The 18212-nt window shown below is 70.7% G+C and carries 15 protein-coding genes; 3 read left to right on the top strand and 12 right to left on the bottom strand.

The genetic code is table 11. From position 1 onward, the window contains the following. Nucleotides 1-55 precede the first annotated feature (55 nt). Nucleotides 56-841 (top strand): IclR family transcriptional regulator, encoded by a 786-nt coding sequence (locus tag BCAV_RS07360; protein WP_015881960.1) that lies wholly within the window; start codon nt 56-58, stop codon nt 839-841. Nucleotides 842-849: 8 nt separating this feature from the next. Here BCAV_RS07360 and BCAV_RS07355 read toward each other — a convergent pair whose 3' ends face one another. The 11 genes from BCAV_RS07355 to BCAV_RS07305 form a co-directional block, all read right to left on the bottom strand. Continuing rightward, nucleotides 850-2601, bottom strand: a complete 1752-nt coding sequence (locus BCAV_RS07355) for a bifunctional metallophosphatase/5'-nucleotidase (RefSeq protein WP_015881959.1) — start codon at nt 2599-2601, stop codon at nt 850-852. An 11-nt stretch (nt 2602-2612) separates the two neighbouring features. After that, nucleotides 2613-3824: a mandelate racemase/muconate lactonizing enzyme family protein gene (locus tag BCAV_RS07350; RefSeq protein WP_015881958.1), complete on the bottom strand. Its 1212-nt coding sequence runs from the start codon at nt 3822-3824 to the stop codon at nt 2613-2615. Next, nucleotides 3824-5320: a M81 family metallopeptidase gene (locus BCAV_RS07345; protein ID WP_015881957.1), complete on the bottom strand. Its 1497-nt coding sequence runs from the start codon at nt 5318-5320 to the stop codon at nt 3824-3826. Before BCAV_RS07345 ends, BCAV_RS07350 begins: the two co-directional genes overlap by 1 nt. Beyond that, nucleotides 5317-6597, bottom strand: a complete 1281-nt coding sequence (locus tag BCAV_RS07340) for an aspartate aminotransferase family protein (protein ID WP_015881956.1) — start codon at nt 6595-6597, stop codon at nt 5317-5319. Before BCAV_RS07340 ends, BCAV_RS07345 begins: the two co-directional genes overlap by 4 nt. Before the next feature lie 43 nt (nt 6598-6640). Beyond that, complete coding sequence (locus tag BCAV_RS07335; protein WP_015881955.1) at nt 6641-9463, bottom strand: glycoside hydrolase; 2823 nt, start codon at nt 9461-9463, stop codon at nt 6641-6643. Between the two features lie 24 nt (nt 9464-9487). Beyond that, nucleotides 9488-10348 (bottom strand): carbohydrate ABC transporter permease, encoded by an 861-nt coding sequence (locus tag BCAV_RS07330; RefSeq protein WP_015881954.1) that lies wholly within the window; start codon nt 10346-10348, stop codon nt 9488-9490. Nucleotide 10349: 1 nt separating this feature from the next. After that, nucleotides 10350-11294 carry a carbohydrate ABC transporter permease gene (locus BCAV_RS07325; RefSeq protein ID WP_015881953.1) on the bottom strand — a complete coding sequence of 315 codons (945 nt, stop codon included), beginning with the start codon at nt 11292-11294 and terminating at the stop codon, nt 10350-10352. Between the two features lie 77 nt (nt 11295-11371). Beyond that, on the bottom strand, nt 11372-12709 hold the full coding sequence (locus tag BCAV_RS07320) for an ABC transporter substrate-binding protein (RefSeq protein ID WP_015881952.1): 1338 nt from the start codon (nt 12707-12709) through the stop codon (nt 11372-11374). Between the two features lie 186 nt (nt 12710-12895). Beyond that, nucleotides 12896-13654, bottom strand: a complete 759-nt coding sequence (locus BCAV_RS07315; protein WP_015881951.1) for an SDR family NAD(P)-dependent oxidoreductase — start codon at nt 13652-13654, stop codon at nt 12896-12898. After that, complete coding sequence (locus BCAV_RS07310; protein WP_015881950.1) at nt 13641-14516, bottom strand: SMP-30/gluconolactonase/LRE family protein; 876 nt, start codon at nt 14514-14516, stop codon at nt 13641-13643. Before BCAV_RS07310 ends, BCAV_RS07315 begins: the two co-directional genes overlap by 14 nt. 125 nt (nt 14517-14641) lie before the next feature. Beyond that, nucleotides 14642-15829 carry an amidohydrolase gene (locus BCAV_RS07305; protein ID WP_015881949.1) on the bottom strand — a complete coding sequence of 396 codons (1188 nt, stop codon included), beginning with the start codon at nt 15827-15829 and terminating at the stop codon, nt 14642-14644. A 44-nt stretch (nt 15830-15873) separates the two neighbouring features. On the opposite strand from BCAV_RS07305, the gene BCAV_RS07300 reads away from it, so the two are divergent. Next, complete coding sequence (locus tag BCAV_RS07300) at nt 15874-16365, top strand: nucleoside deaminase (protein WP_015881948.1); 492 nt, start codon at nt 15874-15876, stop codon at nt 16363-16365. Nucleotides 16366-16382: 17 nt separating this feature from the next. Here the strand turns inward: BCAV_RS07300 and BCAV_RS07295 are convergent, their stop codons facing one another. Then, nucleotides 16383-17036 carry a GntR family transcriptional regulator gene (locus tag BCAV_RS07295; protein WP_043348967.1) on the bottom strand — a complete coding sequence of 218 codons (654 nt, stop codon included), beginning with the start codon at nt 17034-17036 and terminating at the stop codon, nt 16383-16385. A 44-nt stretch (nt 17037-17080) separates the two neighbouring features. Here BCAV_RS07295 and rlmC point away from each other — a divergent pair, with 44 nt between their 5' ends. Further along, a complete protein-coding gene (rlmC, locus tag BCAV_RS07290; RefSeq protein ID WP_015881946.1) occupies nt 17081-18211 on the top strand; it encodes a 23S rRNA (uracil(747)-C(5))-methyltransferase RlmC in 1131 nt (376 codons plus the stop codon). Nucleotide 18212: the final 1 nt, after the last annotated feature.

The raw sequence follows: 18212 nt of genomic DNA, 5'->3' as shown, positions 1-18212 counted from the left end.
GCAGGAACGGGGGCTCAGGTCGATGTCCCCTGATGTCCCAGGACGGAGCATCGTCATGAACACTGCGCAGACGGACCCCGACGCCAGCCTGCGCCGGCACACCGTCGGCGTCCTCGGCAAGGCCATCGACGTCATCGAGGTCCTGACTTTCGGTGAGCCGCGGACGATCCGTGAGATCGCGGACGAGACAGGCATCGAGAAGGCAGCGGTCTACCGCATCCTCAACACGCTCGAGGAGCGCGGTTTCGCCACGAAGGACGAGAGAAGCAAGCGGTACGCGCCGGGCCCGCGGCTCGTCATCGCAGCAACTGCCCTCTTGCGCGATCACGACGCCGTGAGCGTCGCCCGCCCGGTGATGGTCCGCCTGCGCGACGAGTTCGGCGAGACCGTCAACCTCGGCGTCCTCACAGGTCAGAACATCGAGTACCTCGAGATCGTCGAGAGCCCGCACAGCTTGCGCATGTCGGCGGAAGTCGGGAGCACCCATCCGGCGCACGCCACCGCCCTCGGCAAGGCCGCCCTCGCCGAGCTCGATCCGGAGAGCCTCGAGCGCCAGATCGGGCACAACCCCCTGCAGCCCGCCACCCGGAAGACGCTCGCCGACCGCCGCCTCCTCACGATGGACCTGGCGCAGGTCCGCGACCGCGGGTTCGCGATCGACGACGAGGAGAACGAGCTCGGTGCCGTCTGTGTGGCCGTCGCCCTTCCCCACCTCGGCTACGGCACCCGGCACGCGATGAGCGTCTCGGGACCGGCCACCCGGATGAGTGCTGACGTCATTGGCCGCATCGGCCGCCGGCTCGTCGAGGTCTCCGGCGAACTCGGTGCGGTACCGGTCTGAGCAGAGCCTCAGGCCCCACCCGAGAGCTCGACGACGCGATCGGTCGCCGGAGCGCTCAACGTGCCCTGGCTCTCCATCCAGGCTGTGAATGCGAAGTAGTCCATGTCCGAGCGCACCGGGTCCGTGCCGCTGGCAAGGACCGTGAAGCCGTCCATCCCGAGGGCGAGCCGCGAGGACATCGCCACCCGGTAGCGCGCCGCCTGATCGATCGGGACGCCGTCGAGCATGAGCTCCACGACGCGGGAGCCGGCGTCTCGCTCGGCGTCGATCGTCAGGCGTGCCCCAGCCGAGAGTGAAAGCGGCAGATATGAGACGTCGGGGTCCTCCCGCCACTGCTGCTCGAGGGCGTCCAGCAGGTCGGCACCCGTGATCTCGAGCGTGACCACTGACGAGGCGCGGCCCTGGACCACCCAACCCTCGCCGTACAGCACGGTGCCGTCGGCGTCCTGAGGATTCGTACCGCGCGCGTACGACACGCCGTTGCGCACCTGGTAGGGCTCGACAAGTGCCAGGTCCGCCGGCTCACCGAGGCTTGAACCGATGTCACGGTAGGCGTCCGCCACCAGGTTCCGAGCCGGGCTCTGACCGAGAGCATCCGGGACGTTCGGGATGTTCTCAGTCACCGTCGCCAGCGGTCGCGCCCACAGCTCCCCACCAGTGCCGACCCAGTGCTCGACCAGGTCCGCCACCTCCGGATCCGGCGTGACGTTGCGCGTCACGGGGACGTTCACGGCGCTGACGCTCTCGCGCACGATCTCTCCCGTGCCGGGGTTCACCCGGAATGAGAGGTCGGCGAAGACCTGGCCGTGGTGGCCCGGCGACACGACCGCCCGAGGCCGACCCGCCGGATCGGTCACGCTACAGCTGAACGCCGTGTGCCAGTGCCCGCCGACGACGACGTCCACCAGTGGCGACGCCTCGCGGGCCAGGTCGACGACCGGCCCCGTCGCGTCCCCGCACTCGTCGTACGTCCCGGAGGTCTCAGCACCGTCGTGGGCGAGGACGACGATGGCGTCCACCCCGTCACGGTGCAGCTCCGCCGCCGCCTCGTCGACCGCCTGAGTCATCTCCTCGGCGACGAGGCGACCCACCTGGTAAGAGGCGAAGATCCGCTCGACGGCCGGCGTCGTCACCCCGATGAAGCCCACCTGAGCGACCTGGTTCCCCGGCCCGACGACGTCGCGCACGTAGGTGCTCGCGAACGGCCGGTCCCCCGAGCTGGCGTCATGGAGGTTCGCCGCGAGGAACGGGAAGTCGACCGCCGAGAACGGCGCGCCGTCGGACCGCTCGAAGCACATGTCGACGCCGACTCGCCCGAAGCACTCGCCTCCCATCACGTGGTCGCGCAGGAACTCCAGCGAGACGTCCAGCTCGTGGTTCCCCACCGCCGAGGCCTCGATCCCGAGATGGTCCAGCAGCTCGATCGTCGGCTCGTCCCGCGCCATCGTGACCTCCCACTGCCACCCGGTGAAGCTGTCACCGTTGGCGACCCGGATCGAGTTCGGCCGGCCCGCGGCCGCCGCGTCCAGATGCGTGGCGAGGTAGGCGGCACCGCCGACCGTGAGCCGTCCGCCCCCGGGCGCCTCGATCGAGCCGTTCGCGGCGTCGGCAGGCGGGGAGAGGTAGCCGTGAAAGTCACTGATCGCGAGGACCTGCACATCGATCGGGGGCCGGTCACCCGCCTTGGCAGCCCCCGGGCCGGCCAGGAGCGCCAGGCCGGCCAGGGCTGCCACGACAGTCACACTGCGTGAGATGGGCATCAGCGTCTCCTTCACTGGGGCCGAGTGCCGCTGACCCGGCTCACGGCGCCCGGCCGGTCGAGGATGTCGTCACGCAGCTCGGTGCCCAAGCCGGGAGCGCGGGGGACCTCGAATGTCCCGGCGTGGACCTCCGGGACGACCGTCACCATCTCGGGGTAGACCACGCGGAGGTACGCCCGGACGCTCTCCTGGTACCGCAGGTTCGGCGTCGCAGCCGCCAGGTGTATCCCGGCCATCAGGGTGAACGGGCCAGTGCAGTCGTGATAGGTCACCGGCAGGCCGTACGTATCGGCCAGCACGGCGATCTTGCGGCTCTCGGTGATGCCTCCTGCCCACGTCGGGTCGATCATCACGAGGTCGGCGGCCTCCTGCTGCAGGACCGGAAGGTACTGGCCGCGAGTCACGAGGTACTCCGACACCGACACAGGCACGCGTGAAGCAGCTCGGAGTCGGGCCAGCACGTGCGGCTTGTCGGCGAGGACGAGGTCCTCGACCCAGGCGACGTCGAACTCCTCGAGCGCGCGGGCGATCCGGATCGCTGGTGTCAGGTCCCACAGCCCGTGGCCGTCGATCATGATCTCGATGGCGTCGCCGACGGCGTCCCGGATCTCCCGGACCACCCGGACGCCCTCGGCCAGGTCCCCCGGCGCGATGGCCCGGGATCCGTGCTCCTGGGCAAACCTGTCGAAGGGCCACAGCTTCATCCCGCGCGCACCTTCGGCCACCAGCTCCCGCGCCAGGTCTCCCGGCGCGTGGAGGAAGGCGTCGAAGTCGTCGAGGACGCCGGCCTTCCGCGAGCTGCCGAACCCGGCCTGGGAGCCCCCGGCGATCGAGGCGTACAAGGGTCCGCCGCACGTGTTGTACGTGGGGATCTCGGACTGTGCCGTCCCGAGCAGCTGGTGGACGGGTGCCCCGAGGCTCTTGCCGAGGAGGTCCCAGAGGGCGACGTCGACGGCGGAGAGCGCACGAATCTCGGCACCCAGTCCACCGAACCGTGCGTAGGCGTTGTACAACGCGCGCCAGAGCTGCTCGATCGCCGTCGGGTCCTGACCGATCAGCACTGGTGCGATGTGCTCGTGGATCGCCGCGATGACTGTCTGTGGGAGGTAGAACGTGTCCCCGGTCCCGTGCAGCCCCACGTCGGTGTGCACGCGGACGAAGACGAGCGCCGGCATCGCTCCCTCCGCTCCGGAGTGGATGGTCTCGAGCGCTGTGATCTTCATCAGCTGATCCTCCGTGGCTGGAGTTCGGGTTCGGCGTCGAAAGGGTCGAACGGGAAGAGGGGACGCGGGCGCTGCCGGTAGGACAGCCTGGTCAGGTCGTTGCGCGTGACGCCTGGCGTGTCGACCTGGACGACGGCGTCCACGTGCGATGAGTACCCGGCCAGCGGCGAGTGCACGCCCTTTGCCAAAACGGCACGGAAGTCCCGGATGCGCAGACCGAGGTTCTCGAGCTGACGCACGGAGGAGGGCATGACGCGCCGGGAGCACACGACCACCGTCTGCCCGGTGGCCAGCCACAGCGCCGCCGACGGCCCTGCGTCGAAGTACCGATGGCCGACGTGCGTCGGTCCGGTGTCCTCGTACGTGCCATCGGAGAGGGCCAGCACGGTCGCCTCGACCCGCAACGCGGGTGCGCCCAGGTCGACCTCGAGAGAATTCCCGACCCCGGTGGCGGCGGCCGCGGCCGCCGCGTCTGGGTCGAGCACGACACCGAGGGTCGAGGTGACCCCGGCGTGGATCGAGGCCGCGAGGAGCGCGGTGTTGTCCCCCGTGCCCCCGCCGCCGACGTTGTCCCCGACGTCGAGGAGCAGAGTCGTCCCGTCCGCGGGCAGGTCCGCAAGCGCCTCTGCGGCCGTGGGAGCGCTCGCCAGGAAGCCGCCGCGTTCGTCCCACACCCGCTGCGCCAGCCCGGCGGCGAGCGCGGGTCCGTCGCCGAAGCCGGGCTCGGTGAGCAGCACCACGCGCATCCCCACGTCTGACGTGTCCGACCACGGGAAGCCTTCGAAGAGGGAAGCGTCGAGCACGCCGTCGAGCGCGGCGATCCTCTCGACAGCGGCCATCAGCGAGCGCATCGGCTCGTCGTTCGTGCCCTGCGCGAGGATGCTGACTGTCGCGGGGACCGGGACGTCGAGCGTCACAGGGCGCGGTGCGCCGTCGAGGCAGCCGGCGACGATCCGGGTCGCGTCCATCGCGCGTTGCCGTGCATCGACGTGCGGGTTCGTCCGGTATCCGACGACGACGTCGACCGCGTCCACCATCCGATCCGACACGTTCGCGTGCAGATCGAGCGTGACAGCGATGAGCACGTCGCGCCCGACGGCGTCCCGGAGCTCCTCGAGGATCTCGCCGTCGAGGTCGTGGGAGTCGGTACTGACCGCCGCGCCGTGCACGCACACCAACAGGGCATCGAGCCCGCCGTCCGCCAGCGCAGCACGCGCCGCTCCGATCAGCTCGCTCAGAACGCGTTCGCGGGCCTCGGGGAGCAGCGGTCCGCACGGGACGAGCTCGCAGTACAGGAGCGGAAGCACGTCCCAATCGAGCGCGTCGGCCGCGTCGAGGTACCCGGCGATCACCGTGCCCGCTCCGCCGTGCGCGTGACGAAGACTCTCGCCGCGCAGCTCGGCGTCCCGCACCATCGTGGCGGTGACACGGGTCGGCGCGAACGTGTTCGACTCGTGGAAGAACCCGAGTACTCCCACCCGCGGTCGCGGCGTCATCGTTCGTGCCGGGCGAACTCCGCGAACGCCTGGTCCACGCGGGTCAGGGTGTCGGCCATGTCGCGCTCGTCGTGTGCGGCACTGACGTACCAGACCCCGCGTCCCGCGACCCAGACGCCATGGTCGGCGAGGACACGAGAGAGCCGCCCGTACCGCTCCGTGTCCGTGCGGCCCAGGTCGCGATAGTCACAGATCGCCTTCCCGTCCGAGAACGAGACGTGGAACGCCATACCCAGACCCTGGACGTGCAGACCAAGACCGTGCCGCGCCGCGGAGCCCCGGACCTCGTCCATGAGCCGTTCGCCGTACGCCTCCATCCGGGCGTACGGGTCGTCCTCCCGCAGAATGGTCGTCGCGCTCAGCGTCGCCGCAGTCGCCATCACCGACGCGTTGAACGTGCCCGAGTGATTGACCTCGCCGGACCCGAACCTCTCCATGAGGTCGGCCCGACCGGCGAGCATGCTGACGGGCCAGCCGGCGGCCATGGCCTTCCCGTAGACCGCCAGGTCCGGCGTGACGCCGTACCGCTGGGCTGCTCCGCCGAGGGCGACGCGGAAGCCGGTGATGACCTCGTCGAAGATGAGCACCACACCGAAGGCGTCGGCGAGCTCCCGCAGCCCTTCCAGGTACCCGTCCCGGGGCACGATCGAGCCGGCGTTGAGCATCACCGGCTCGGTGATGATGGCCGCCACGTCATCGTGCTGCTCGAGCTGAAGGCGAACCGCTTCGAGATCGTTCCACGGCGTAGGAATCGCCTCGGCGAGGTGATCCGACAGCTGGCCCGCACTCGCGGGCGAGCACTCGCCGTCGGGCGACCACGACGCGAGGGTCGTGTCCAGCCACCCGTGATAGTGGCCCTCGAAGCGGATGAACCGCCGCCTTCCGGTCTCGGCTCTGGCCAGGCGGAGCGCTGCCTGCACGCTCTCTGTGCCGGAGACGCCGAAGCGGACCATCTCCGGCCACTCGAGGATCTCGCACACCTGCTCCGCGGCCAGAACCTCGGCCTCGTGCTGCGCGCCGTACAGCATGCCCCGTCGGACCGCCTGCGCCACGTCCGACTGCAGCTTCTCCGGCGCGTGGCCGAGGATGTTGGGGCCCTGTCCCAGCAGGTAGTCCACATAGTCACGGCCGTCGACGTCAAACAGGCGAGCGCCCACCCCGCGCTCGAAGTAGGTGTGGGGTGCGGCGAGGCGGACGTTCGAGTTCACTCCCCCGGGCACGTGCTGGCGGGCGCGGCGATCCAGTCGGGCGGAGATCGAGTCGATGACGGTGCTCACGGTTGAACCTCTCGTAGTGAGGGTGGGGCAGGGGACGGGTGCGTCACAGCGGGCGGTACGGCGTGGTGAGGAGCGCTCGCAATACCCGCGCCGCACTCGGTTCGCGACCGAGGGTGGACCACACGAGCAGCTGGCACAGGAAGACGGTGCCCGGTTCCTGGTCGAACTCCTGGAGCGCCGCCAGTTGGAGGCGATGGCCGCTGCGCGCCCAGATCGGGGCGCCGCGACGGTCGGTCGACACCAGCGGAGCGTCGATGACGCGGCCGTCCGGCGTCGCCCAGCGCGACAGGTCCTCGCTCGTCAGGCCGGTGGAGACCATCGACATGTCGACCGAGGCCAGACCGTCGATCTGGTTGACGGCGACGCCGACCGGGATACGCCTGCTCACCCAGCGCAGGTCGTCGGCCGCCGAACGCTCCAGCAGCACGACCCGCCCGCCGGTGCGGGCGAACGCGCGCAGCTGCGCGACAACCTCGTCCTCGAGCGCGACGTCCGGCGTCACGACGACGCTGGTGGCCTCGCCCGCCGTGGAGAAGGTCTCCACGTTCGGGAGCCACGACGCTGTGCGCTCCGCGAAACCCGCGACGTCGCCGAGCACCGCCACCGGCTCGGGCAGCGTCTCAGGCTGGTTGTGCACGCCGACGGTGACCTCGCTCTCGGTCCAGCGCACGTCCTCAATCTCGAGGGCGACGCTCAGCCGAGCGCCGCCGCCGGCCGACGGCGCCCGCAGCGCGAGCTCGACGACGAGCGTCGAGGAGTCCGCCCCGATCGTGAGGTCGGTGGTTCCAGCGTCGACAACGTGACCGTCGGCGCTCCAGGACCAGACGAGCCGGCCGACCGTGGCGACGGCGAGGTCGGAGTAGACCCACAGCTCCGCTCTCAGGTCAGAGTCGGCGTAGGCGCGGTACGGCAACCCCAGGACGTCGAGTGCTACCGGGCGCATCGCCTCCCGGAGCGCATCGAAGCCGCCTGTGAGATGTCCGGCGCTGTCGATGACGTGAAGGTCGACCCACGGGTTGTAGAAGTGGGGCGCCGGATTCTGCAGGTAGTGGTGGATCACACCGGAAGTGCGCGCACGATCGCGCCGGATCCGGCCGGTCTGCGCCGTCAGCACCCGCGCCTGCACCGCCTGCGACGCCGCGTGATAGGCGGCGAACGACGGCTGCCAGCCGACCATCCGCTGGTGGTTGTCGAGCAGCTCGCCGGTCTGGGCGAAGACACCCTCCTCCGCTGTCCACGGGCCGTCCGGGGTGTCCGGGAGCGTGAACGGCTCACCGCGGCGTTCGGCCGCCGCGCGAGACTGGAGCATCGCCTCCCACGACGGGACTGCCCCACCGCCGTACTCGGAGACGATCGCGCGCACACCCGGGTCGAGCCGGGCGCCTCCCCAGTCGGTGACGCCGCTCCCGGCTTCCGGGGTGTGGTGGAAGTAGCCCGGGTAATCGTGCAGCGCCTGGTGCGCGACCCGTGCCCGACCCTCTCCCCCCCAGTCCTGCAGGAGAACCGCCTGCGGACCATCGGACTCGAGCACGGCATGTGCGCGAGCAACGAACTCGAGGTCGGAGTCGTGGAACGGGATGTCCATGTGCATCTCGTTCGGGACCGAGACGAGCGCCACGCTCGGGTGGTTGCGGATCCCGACGGCGAGCTCGCGGATCTGGTCCAGCTCAGCGTCGAGGTCGTCCTTACGCGGCTCGAAGCAGTGCCACTGCAGCGGAGCGTCCTGATACACCAGGATCCCCACGCGGTCCGCGCAGGCGTAGAAGAGGTCCGGGAGCACGCTGACGTGAACGCGGATCGTGTTCCCGAAGAGTGCCTTGACGACCAGCAGCTGGCGGAGCACGGCGTCAGCGTCGCCGGACCACGCGGCGTCCCAGAAGCATCCGATCGTCGTCGTGCCACGCAGGTACAGAGGTGCGCCGTTGAGCAGCAGCGACCCGTCGTCGCGGCGTTCGATCGTCCGTAGGCCGACGGCACCGCTGACCTCGTCCCGGAGCTCGCCGTCGACGACGACAGCGAGCCGGAGCCGGTACAGGTGGGGATCGGCCGGCGACCAGGGATGCGGGTCGACCACCGACACGTCGAGCACCGTGCGCCCCTGGCGGGCAGCCGTTACCGCGGACGACCCGACGACGTCGTCGCCCTCGAGGATCTCGGCGAGGAGGTGCAGTGCGCCCGGGGCCGGGTCCTCCGAGTCTGCCGACTCCAGGTCGACCTCCACGCGGACGACGCCGTCGGCCCCAGCCACGACGCGGTGCTGAGCGATACGCGTCGCGGGGCGGTGCTCGATCCACACCGGCTGCAGCAGTCCTGCCCCGGCAGCGACGGCGTCGCCGCACACCGAGCCGAGGCCCTTGCCATGGGCGTCGCCGTGGTTCGGTGCCTCGCTCTCGCCGGTCCACCGGAACGACTCGCGGGCGCGCCGGGTGACGATGTCGAGCTGGAACCCGGACCTGTCGGCCGCTGTCAGCGCGACGTCGAACGGAGCGAAGTATCCGCTGTGCTCGGCGCGCAGCACGCCATCGACGTACACCCACGCCTCGTAGTCCGCGGCGCCGACGCAGAGCACCGGCCGCTCCCCGGCTACCAGGTCGGCCGGCACACGGCACCTCAGGTGCACGAACGCCGCCTCGACCGTGTGCGGCAGGGAGACCGGGAACAGCTCGTCGTCCGGCACGCTCGCAGGGGCCGCAGGGCGGTGCTCGACGTCCCGCGCCGTCCAGCCCGTCAGCACGGCACGCCCGGCGGGCGATGGCCCGACGTCGCCGATGTCGCCGAGGCTTGCGAGGAGTCGCTCCACCTCAGCGGCGAGCTCGGCATGGTTGCGGATGTGTGCGGGCGCGTCGAGGTCGATGATCTCGTGCATGGGGCGAGGGCCCTTCTCCTGGGGTTACTTGACGGCGCCGAGCGTGAGTCCGCTGCGCACGTAGCGCTGCATGAACACGAAGGCGATCGTGAGCGGAAGTATCGAGAGCAATGAGCCGGTGACGACGGCGTTGTAGAGGACCTCGGAGCCGATGCTCGGGAAGAGCGACTGGCGGTTCCAGCTCGTCAGTCCGAGCGTGACCGGGTACAGCTCGGGATCGGAGAGCACGAGCAGGGGAAGGAGATAGTTGTTCCACGAGCCGACGAACGCGACCAGCGCCACCGTGGCTACCCCCGGCGTCACGATGCGCAGCACCACGCTGCGCAGGATGCGCATCTCTCCGGCGCCGTCCATCCGTCCGGCGTCGATGAGCTCGTCCGGGACGGCGCCGTCGATGTAGACACGCAGCATGTACAGCGCGAACGGACTCACGATCGACGGCAGGATCACTGCCCACGACGTGTTGATCAGCCCAAGCTCCGACACCAGCTGGTATGTGGGTACCGCGAGTGCTGCGCCAGGAATCATGATGGCCGCCAGCACGACCCAGAACAGGGCGTCCCGGCCGACAAACCGCCACTTGGCGAAGGCGTACCCGGCCATGAGGGCGAGCAGCGTCGACAAGAACGCCGACGCCGCGGCGTACCAGACGGTGTTGACCATCCACCGGGCGAAGATCCCGTCGTCCTGCGAGAAGACGTCACGCACGTTCTGCCAGAACTGCGGGTCGTCGGAGAACCAGAACCCGAACGTGGAGAACAAGTCAGGCGTGGACTTGGTGGCGTTGACCAGGAGCCAGTACACCGGCAGGAGCACGTAGATGCCGAAGACGGCGAGCGGGAGGACGGCGAGCACAGTCCCCAGCGGAGTCCGGGTGGACCTCACGTCAGTCCTCCGTCCCGCGGTTGATGAACCGCACATAGGCGAGCGAGAAGGCCACGACGATCGCGCCCAGCACGAACGAGAGCGCTGACACGTAGCTCAGCTGCTGGCCGGTGGAGACGAGCGCGTAGGCGTACATGTTTGGCGTGTAGTACGCGCTGATCGCGCGCGGCGCCAGCGCCGACAGCACGAGCGGCTCGGTGAGAAGCTGCAGGGTCCCGATGATCGAGAAGATCACGATCATCGTGATGACCGGCTTCACCATCGGCAGCTTGATCGACCAGCCCGTGCGCCACCGGCCCGCGCCGTCCAGCACAGCCGCCTCGTAGACCTCGCCCGGGATCGAGCGCAGCGCGGCGTGCAGGATCATGATGTTGTAGCCGGTGAACGCCCAGATCCCGATGTTGCCGATCGAGTACAGGACGACGTCGTTGTCGAGCAGGTTTAGGTGCCTGCCGAACCAGGCTGCCATCTGGGTGAAGGGGCTGATCGTCGGCCCGTACAGGAAGCCCCACATGAGGGTGGCTACCACGCTGGGGACCACATACGGGACGAAGTACAGCGTGCGGTACACGGCTGTGCGGCGCAGCACCCCCGAGTCGATGACGAGCGCGAGGAAGATCGCGAAGCCGATCGTCAGCGGGATGAAGACGAGCCCGTAGTACACGATCCGGCCCAGTCCGTCCCAGAACTTCGGGTCCTGGAGGACGTCGGCGTAATTGGCGAGCCCGACGAACGCGGTGCCCCCGATGAGCCGCTCCTCGAAGAGAGAGTTGTAGGCGGCGAGCAGTAGCGGGCCCACGGTGAAGACCAAGAACGCGAGGAAGAACGGTGCGACGAGCGCGTAGGGCAGCCACCACCCGCGCCGGCGGCGGCCCTTGCGCGAAGGCTCGTTGATGTCGGCGGGCGAGCGAAGGGTCGGCGACGACCGGGACAGGGACGTGGTCACGACGCGTTCCTCTCGTTCAGGTCTGCGAGGTTCGGCGAGTCGGGCAGGACGTGCCGCCCGACCCGCCGGCCCCGGAGTCAGTCGGTGACGGTGAAGCCCTGGTCTTCGGCGTAGGTCACGAGCTCCGTCTGGATGTTGGCGAGCGTGTCGGCCGACGACTGACCGTCGTCCAGAAACGCGCGCAGCTCTTCCGACGACACCGTGTTCACCGTCGACACGAACGGCGGCCACTCCCAGGTGCTCGGGATGGCGAGCATCTCCTCGGCGAGGACCTGGTTGACGGGCTGACCGCCGAAGAACTCGAACGGCTGCGAGAGGAACTCCTCGTCGTCGATGTACGACTTCAGCGTCGGGAAGGACCCCGTGAGCTCGTAGAGCAGCTCGTACGCAGCGGGCTCGTGGTTGACCCAGGTGGCATACAGCGCGGCGGCCTCAGGGTTGTCCGACTGCGCCGTCACGGTGTACGAGCTGCCACCCCACTCCGCCGAGGCCCGCTCCCCCGCCTCCCAGGTGGGGAGCTGGGAGACGGCCCAGCTCCCGGCGGAGCCCTCGGCGGCCGCGCCGAGCATCACCGGCGCCCAGGACGGTCCGACCCAGCCGGCCATGGTGCCGTCGGCGAAGGCGGCGTTCCACTCGGCCGAGTAGGGCGCGAGGTCGGCCGTCAGACCCTCCTCCGCGAGATCACCCCAGTAGTCGAGGATCTCGGCGAGCTCCGGCTGGTCGTAGTCGATCGCGATCGACTCGCCGTCGACGGTGATCGGGGAGGCCCCCACCTGCCAGAACATCCGGGGGGCGGATCCGTCGGAGATGGCGTTGTTCGCGATGAACGTGCCCGGCTTCGCCGCCTGCAGGGTCCTGGCAGCCTCCTCGAACTCGGCCCATGTCTCGGGCGGTTCGATGCCGGCCTCCGCGAAGATGTCGCTGCGGTAGAAGAGCGCCATCGGAGACGCGTCGATCGGGGTGCCGTAGATCTCGCCATTGACGGTGAGCTGGTTCATGATGCTGTCGGCGAAGTCGCCGGAGATGTCGTCGATCCCGTACGGCGTGAGCGGGATGATGTCTCCCGACATCGCGAACTGCGACACCATGCTGTGCTCGACCATCACGACGTCGGGCGCTCCGCTCCCGGCCTGGAACGCCGTCTGCAGCTGCTCCATGGTGGTCGTGCCGTCGCCCGGATTGATGAGGTCGACACTGATGTCGGGGTGCTCCTCCATGAAGAGGTCCGCGATGTCCGACGCGTTCGTCGACCAGGACCAGACAGTGATCTCGCCCGATGCATCGGCGAGGGCTTCCGTGCCGTCGTCGGCACCTCCTGAGCCGCCCCCCGAGCAGGCGGCCAGGACGAGCGTGACGGCGCCGGCCACGCCGACGGCGACGGCGCGGCCGGAGCGGCGCCTGGTTCGTGCTGCCATGTCTCTCCTCGATTCCCTGGCCGCACCTTCAACGGTACGACTCGCATTGTGCACTGATACTTCACGATCCAACTCGAATCGTCAAGATGATCTCAGAGATACAGGGCTACTTCAGGCGCGGAGGCGACAAGAGGTCGCATCGTGAAAAGTGGTTCGACCTGGGACCCGACAACCCTGGGTCGTGACCTAGCGCATGAACCATCCGCCGTCGACGGTGAGGAGCTGGCCAGTGATGAACGACGCGTCGTCTCCGCACAAGAACGACGCGGCCGCCGCGACGTCAGCCGGCACTCCGCGACGCGGGATGGCCTGAACCGCTGCCTGCTGGGCGTCGATCGCGTCCTGGTCGGGGAAGTTGACGACGTCGGCCTCCGTCCGGATCGATCCCGGAGCCAGAGCGTTGACAGTGACGAAGCTCGCGCCGACCTCGCGCGCCAGTGCACGCGTGAAGCCCACGAGACCGCCCTTGGACGCGACGTAGTCGACGAGGTGCCGCTGGCCGGAGTGGAACGTGACCGAGCTGATGTTGACGATCCGCCCCCAGGCTCGCGCCTCCATCGACGCCACAGCCGCGCGTGAGCACAGGAACGCGGATCGAAGGTTGACCGCCATCACACGGTCCCAGTCCGCCGGCTCGACCGCGCGCCACGGCCGGTGAACGGCGGTCAGGGCAGCGTTGTTCACGAGGATGTCGACGCGCCCCCAGAGCGAGTCGACGTCGTCGAACGCACGGGCCACGGCCGCCGGGTCGGACACGTCGGCGACGATCCCCCGGCAGCGTTCCGCGTCGAGCCGTGCGGCCACCGCCTCGACGTCGTCGAGCACGTCGAGCACCGCCACGCGATGACCGTCGTCCAGGAGACGCCGCGCGATCTCCAGTCCTATGCCGCGGGCGCCGCCCGTCACCACCGCGACACGCTCGCGCGCGGAGTCATGACCGGACATCGGCGCCGCCCCTCCCGTCCGACGCCCCGAGCGGCTCGGGCTCGTCGGCCCACCACGACGCCTCGGGCTCGGGAAGGCCGGGGACCGACACATCCGCCCGGAAGAGGGAGCCGCCCCGCGGTCCGCCCCCGCCACCCTCGAGTGCTGTCGTGATGTACAGCGAGCGCAGATCGCTGCCTCCCAGCGCTGCCGCCGTCACCTGGTGGGCACCCGGGGTCGAGACGACGTCAGTGAGGACGCCGGAGCAGTCGAGGCGCTCCAGGCGACCGCCGCCCCACAGGGCCACCCAGACACCGCCCGCCGCGTCGGCGACGAGGCCGTCCGGGTAGGCGTCGTCCCACTGCGCGAAGCTCTCGGCGTCGCGGAGCGTGCCGTCGGGTGCGAGCGCCGACCGCGTGACGACCCGGTTCAGGGTGTCCGCGTGGTACATCCAGGCGCCGTCCGGGCTGAAGGCGATGCCGTTCGACAGCGACAGGCCGTCGCGACACCTCGTGACGCCGCTCCGGTCGACGCGGTAGAGCGCTGCCCCTGTGCCCGACGGGGCGAACTCCAGCGAGCCGACCCAGAGCCGACCGGCGTGGTCGGCACGCGCATCGTTCGGGCGGGACGAACTGGGGTCGACGTCGTCCAGGCTCACGAGTACGCGCGTTCCTCGCGGTGTCTCGAGGACCACATCCGCGCCCCGCACCATGACGATGCCGTCCCCGCCCGCAGGCGCGACCGCGGTGACCCGTTGCGGGTAGCCGACGACCGTCGGCTCGGGGGACCTGGTGTCCCAGGAGAAGCGCGTACGGTGCTCGATGTCGACCCAGTGAAGACGCCCGTCGCGCCTGAACCAGCGTGGACTCTCGCCGAGTTCCATTCGCAGATCGAGTACCTGCTGCGCATCTGATGACTCAGGCGTCACCGAACCTCCCGGGTCGCTATATGACCCGGGAGGTTGTCATGCGAACGGCTTCGCCGTCAACCCGGAACCCGGGCGAGACCTCAGACGAGCAACTCCCCGCCGTCGACGACGACGCGCCCGCCCGCCACGACGACCTCGCGTCGCGGCGCCCGCATCAGCGCGTCCGGCACGTTCTCGGCGTCGAGGAGGACGACGTCGGCCCGCGCGCCGGGCACGAGATCGTGGACGGAGCGGTGCACGTAGGAGGCCGCGCGCGTCGTCGCCAGCTCGACGGCGTACGTGAGGTCCTCGTCGTAGCGCAGGCCGTGCAGCCGGGCGAAGCCGAGCGCGATGCGCAGGATGTCGCCGTCTCCGTACGGCGACCACAGGTCGCGGATGCCGTCGGTCCCCAGTCCGATCGGGATGCCGAGGTCGCGCATCTCGCGCCACGGCAGCGGCGCCGTCCGCACCGGAGCCACCGTCGACCACCCGATCCCCGCCTCGGCCAGCCGCGCGAGCAGCTCCGCCTGCCGCGCGCCGGCCAGCTCCCCGAGCGCGAACCCGTGCGAGACGTTCACGCGCCCCTGCAGCCCGGCCGCGAGCGTGCGGTCGATGATGAGCTCGTACTCGAACGCGCCGAGCTCGCCGCCCGAGTGCAGGTGGATGTCCAGCCCGACGCCGCGCCGCTGTGCGATCTCGAACAGGCCGTCGAGCTGCGCCACCGGGTCACGGTCGATCGCCGACGGGTCGATCCCGCCGATGCTCGTCGCGCCGGCCGCGGCCGCGTCGTCGAGCAGCTGCAGCACACCCGGGCGACGCATGACGCCGTCCTGCGGGAACGCCACGATCTCCACCTCGACGGCACCGCCGAGCGCGTCGACGGCGTCGCGCACCGCCTCGATCCCCCGCAGGCCCACGCCGAGGTCGACGTCCACGTGGCTGCGCACCGCCGTCGTCCCGTGCCGGAGGTACTCGCGCAGCACCGCTGTCGTCGACGCCGCGCTCGGGATCCCGTACTTCTCCCGCTCGGCGCGCTCGTGCGCGATCCGACCCTGCGTCGTCGCCTCGCCACCGTAGGAGACCCACGGCTGGCCCCACCAGCTCTTGTCGACGTGCGCGTGCGCGTTGACGAACCCGGGCAGCGCGAGGCGCCCTCCGCCGTCGAGCGCGTCGCCGCCGGGCGTCGCCGACCCGGCCGGGACCACGGAGGCGATGCGGTCGCCGTCGAGGACGAGGTCGACGGCGTCGCCGCCCCACGGGCGGACATTCGTGAGCGTGAGCGATACCATGAGCCAAACGGTATACCATTCTGGACCGAGGTTGAGGAGCGCACATGACGGCGCAGCTCACGGACACCGACCGCGCCCACCTCCGGCGGTGCGTCGACCTCGCGAGGGAGGCGCTCGACGACGGCGACGAGCCGTTCGGCTCCCTCCTCGTCGACGCCACGGGCGCCGTGCGGTTCGAGGACCGCAACCGGGTCAAGGGCGGCGACCAGACCCGCCACCCCGAGCTCGAGATCGCCCGCTGGGCCGCCGCTCACCTGTCACCGGAGGAACGCGCGGCCGCCGTCGTCTACACCTCCGGCGAGCACTGCCCGATGTGCAGCGCCGCGCACGCCTGGGTCGGGCTCGGCCGCATCGTGTACGCGGCGAGCTCCGAGCAGCTGACGGCGTGGCGCCGCGAGTGGGGCCTCGCCCCGGGGCCGGTCGCGGCCCTCCCGATCCAGGCCGTCGCGCCCGGTGTGCCGGTCGCCGGCCCGGAGGCGAGCCTCAGCGACGAGATCCGCGCGCTCCACGCGCGCCTCGCCGGCGTCACCACCTAGTCCCGGTCAGTCCCCGGTCAGTCCCCGGGCACCGCCCCGACCCGCCCCGCGGCCGCCGCCCGGCCCGACTCCAGGTGCGCGACGACGAGCTCCTCCACCCGTGCGACGTCGCCGCCCTCGATCGCGCCGAACAGCTCCTCGTGCTCACGCGCGACACCGATGAGGTCGTCGTGCTGACCGAGCAGCCAGCGCATCCGGCTGCGCAGCGTGCGCTCGAGCTCGCCGAGCAGCTCGTTGGCCGCGAGCGCCGTCACCGCCTCGTGGAAGTCGGCAGCGGCACGGTGGGCGGCGACGGCGTCCCCCGTGCGAGCAGCGCCGAGCTCCGCGTCGAGCACCGCTCGCAGGCGGCTGAGCCCGTCAGCCGTGCGACGCTGCGCCGCGAGGCGGAACGTCAGCACCTCGAACGCGGACCGCACCTCGGTGAGGTCGGCGACGTCGGACGCCGTGAACTCCCGCACCACCGCCCAGGTGCGCGGCCGCGGCGTCACGAGCCCCTCGGCGACCAGCGCCCGGAGGGCGTCGCGCACCGGCACGCGGCTGACGCCGAGATCGGCCGCGAGGTCGCGCTCGACGAGCTTGCTCCCGGGCGCGCGGACGCCGTCGAGGATCTCGTCACGCAGCACGCGCGTGACGCGCTCCGACTCCGGCTCGAACGTTCCGGGCTGCGCCATGGCGCCCATTCTTGCGTGACGCGGTGCCGCCGTACCCTCGAACCGTGCAGTGCTCCTACTACGACGCGGCCCTGTGCCGCTCCTGCACCCTCATCGAGCGGCCGTACGCCGACCAGCTCGCCGGGAAGCAGGCGCACGCCCGCGCCGCGCTCACGGGTCACGACGGCGTCGCGTGGCTCCCACCGCATCCGAGCGCCGAGGAGCAGTTCCGGAACAAGGCGAAGATGGTCGTGACCGGCTCGGCAGTGGACCCGGTGATCGGCATCCTCGGCCCGGACGGCGAGGGCGTCGACCTCCGCTGGTGCGGGCTGCACGAGCCGCCGGTGACCGCCGCTCTGAGCCCGTTGGCCGAGTTCGTCGCGCGCGCGAACCTCGCGCCGTACGACCTGCGCACGCGGCGCGGAGAGCTGAAGTACCTGCTCGTGACGGCGTCGCCCGACGGCGAGGTCATGGTCCGGTTCGTGCTGCGCTCCACCGAGGCGCTCGCGCGGATCCGCAAGCACCTGCCGGCGCTGCAGGAGGCCCTGCCACGGCTCGCCGTCGCCTCCGTCAACGTCCAGCCGGAGCACAGCGCCGTCCTGGAGGGTCCGACGGAGATCCCGCTGACGCCGGCGCAGACTCTCCGCATGGCGGTGAACGGCCTCGACCTCCACCTGCGCCCGCAGAGCTTCTTCCAGACCAACACCGCCGTCGCCGCGGCGCTCTACCGCGAGGCGACGGACTGGATCGACGAGCTCGCGCCGTCGAGCGTCGTCGACCTCTACTGCGGCGTCGGCCCCTTCGCCCTGCACGCGGCGGCGCGGGACACCGAGCGGCGCGTGCTCGGCGTCGAGACCAGCGCCGAGGCGATCGCGAGCGCCACCCACAGCGCCGCCGACGCCGGCCTGGCGAACGCGCGTTTCGCCGTCGGCGACGCCACGGCGTTCGCCGCCGACGACGACGGCGTCCCGGACGTCGTGATCGTCAACCCGCCGCGGCGCGGCATCGGCCCCGACCTCGCCGCGTGGCTGGAGCGCTCAGGCGTGCGCCACGTCGTGTACTCGAGCTGCAGCTCCGCCTCGCTCGCGCGTGACCTGGCGGTCATGCCGTCACTTCGCCCCGTGCGCGCCCGCGTGCTCGACATGTTCCCGCAGACCGCGCACTACGAGGTGCTGACGCTCCTCGAGCGAGGCTGAC

The sequence above is a fragment of the Beutenbergia cavernae DSM 12333 genome (genome assembly GCF_000023105.1).
Taxonomy (GTDB): Bacteria; Actinomycetota; Actinomycetes; order Actinomycetales; family Beutenbergiaceae; genus Beutenbergia; species Beutenbergia cavernae.
This window is presented reverse-complemented; position numbering and strand designations above follow the sequence as displayed.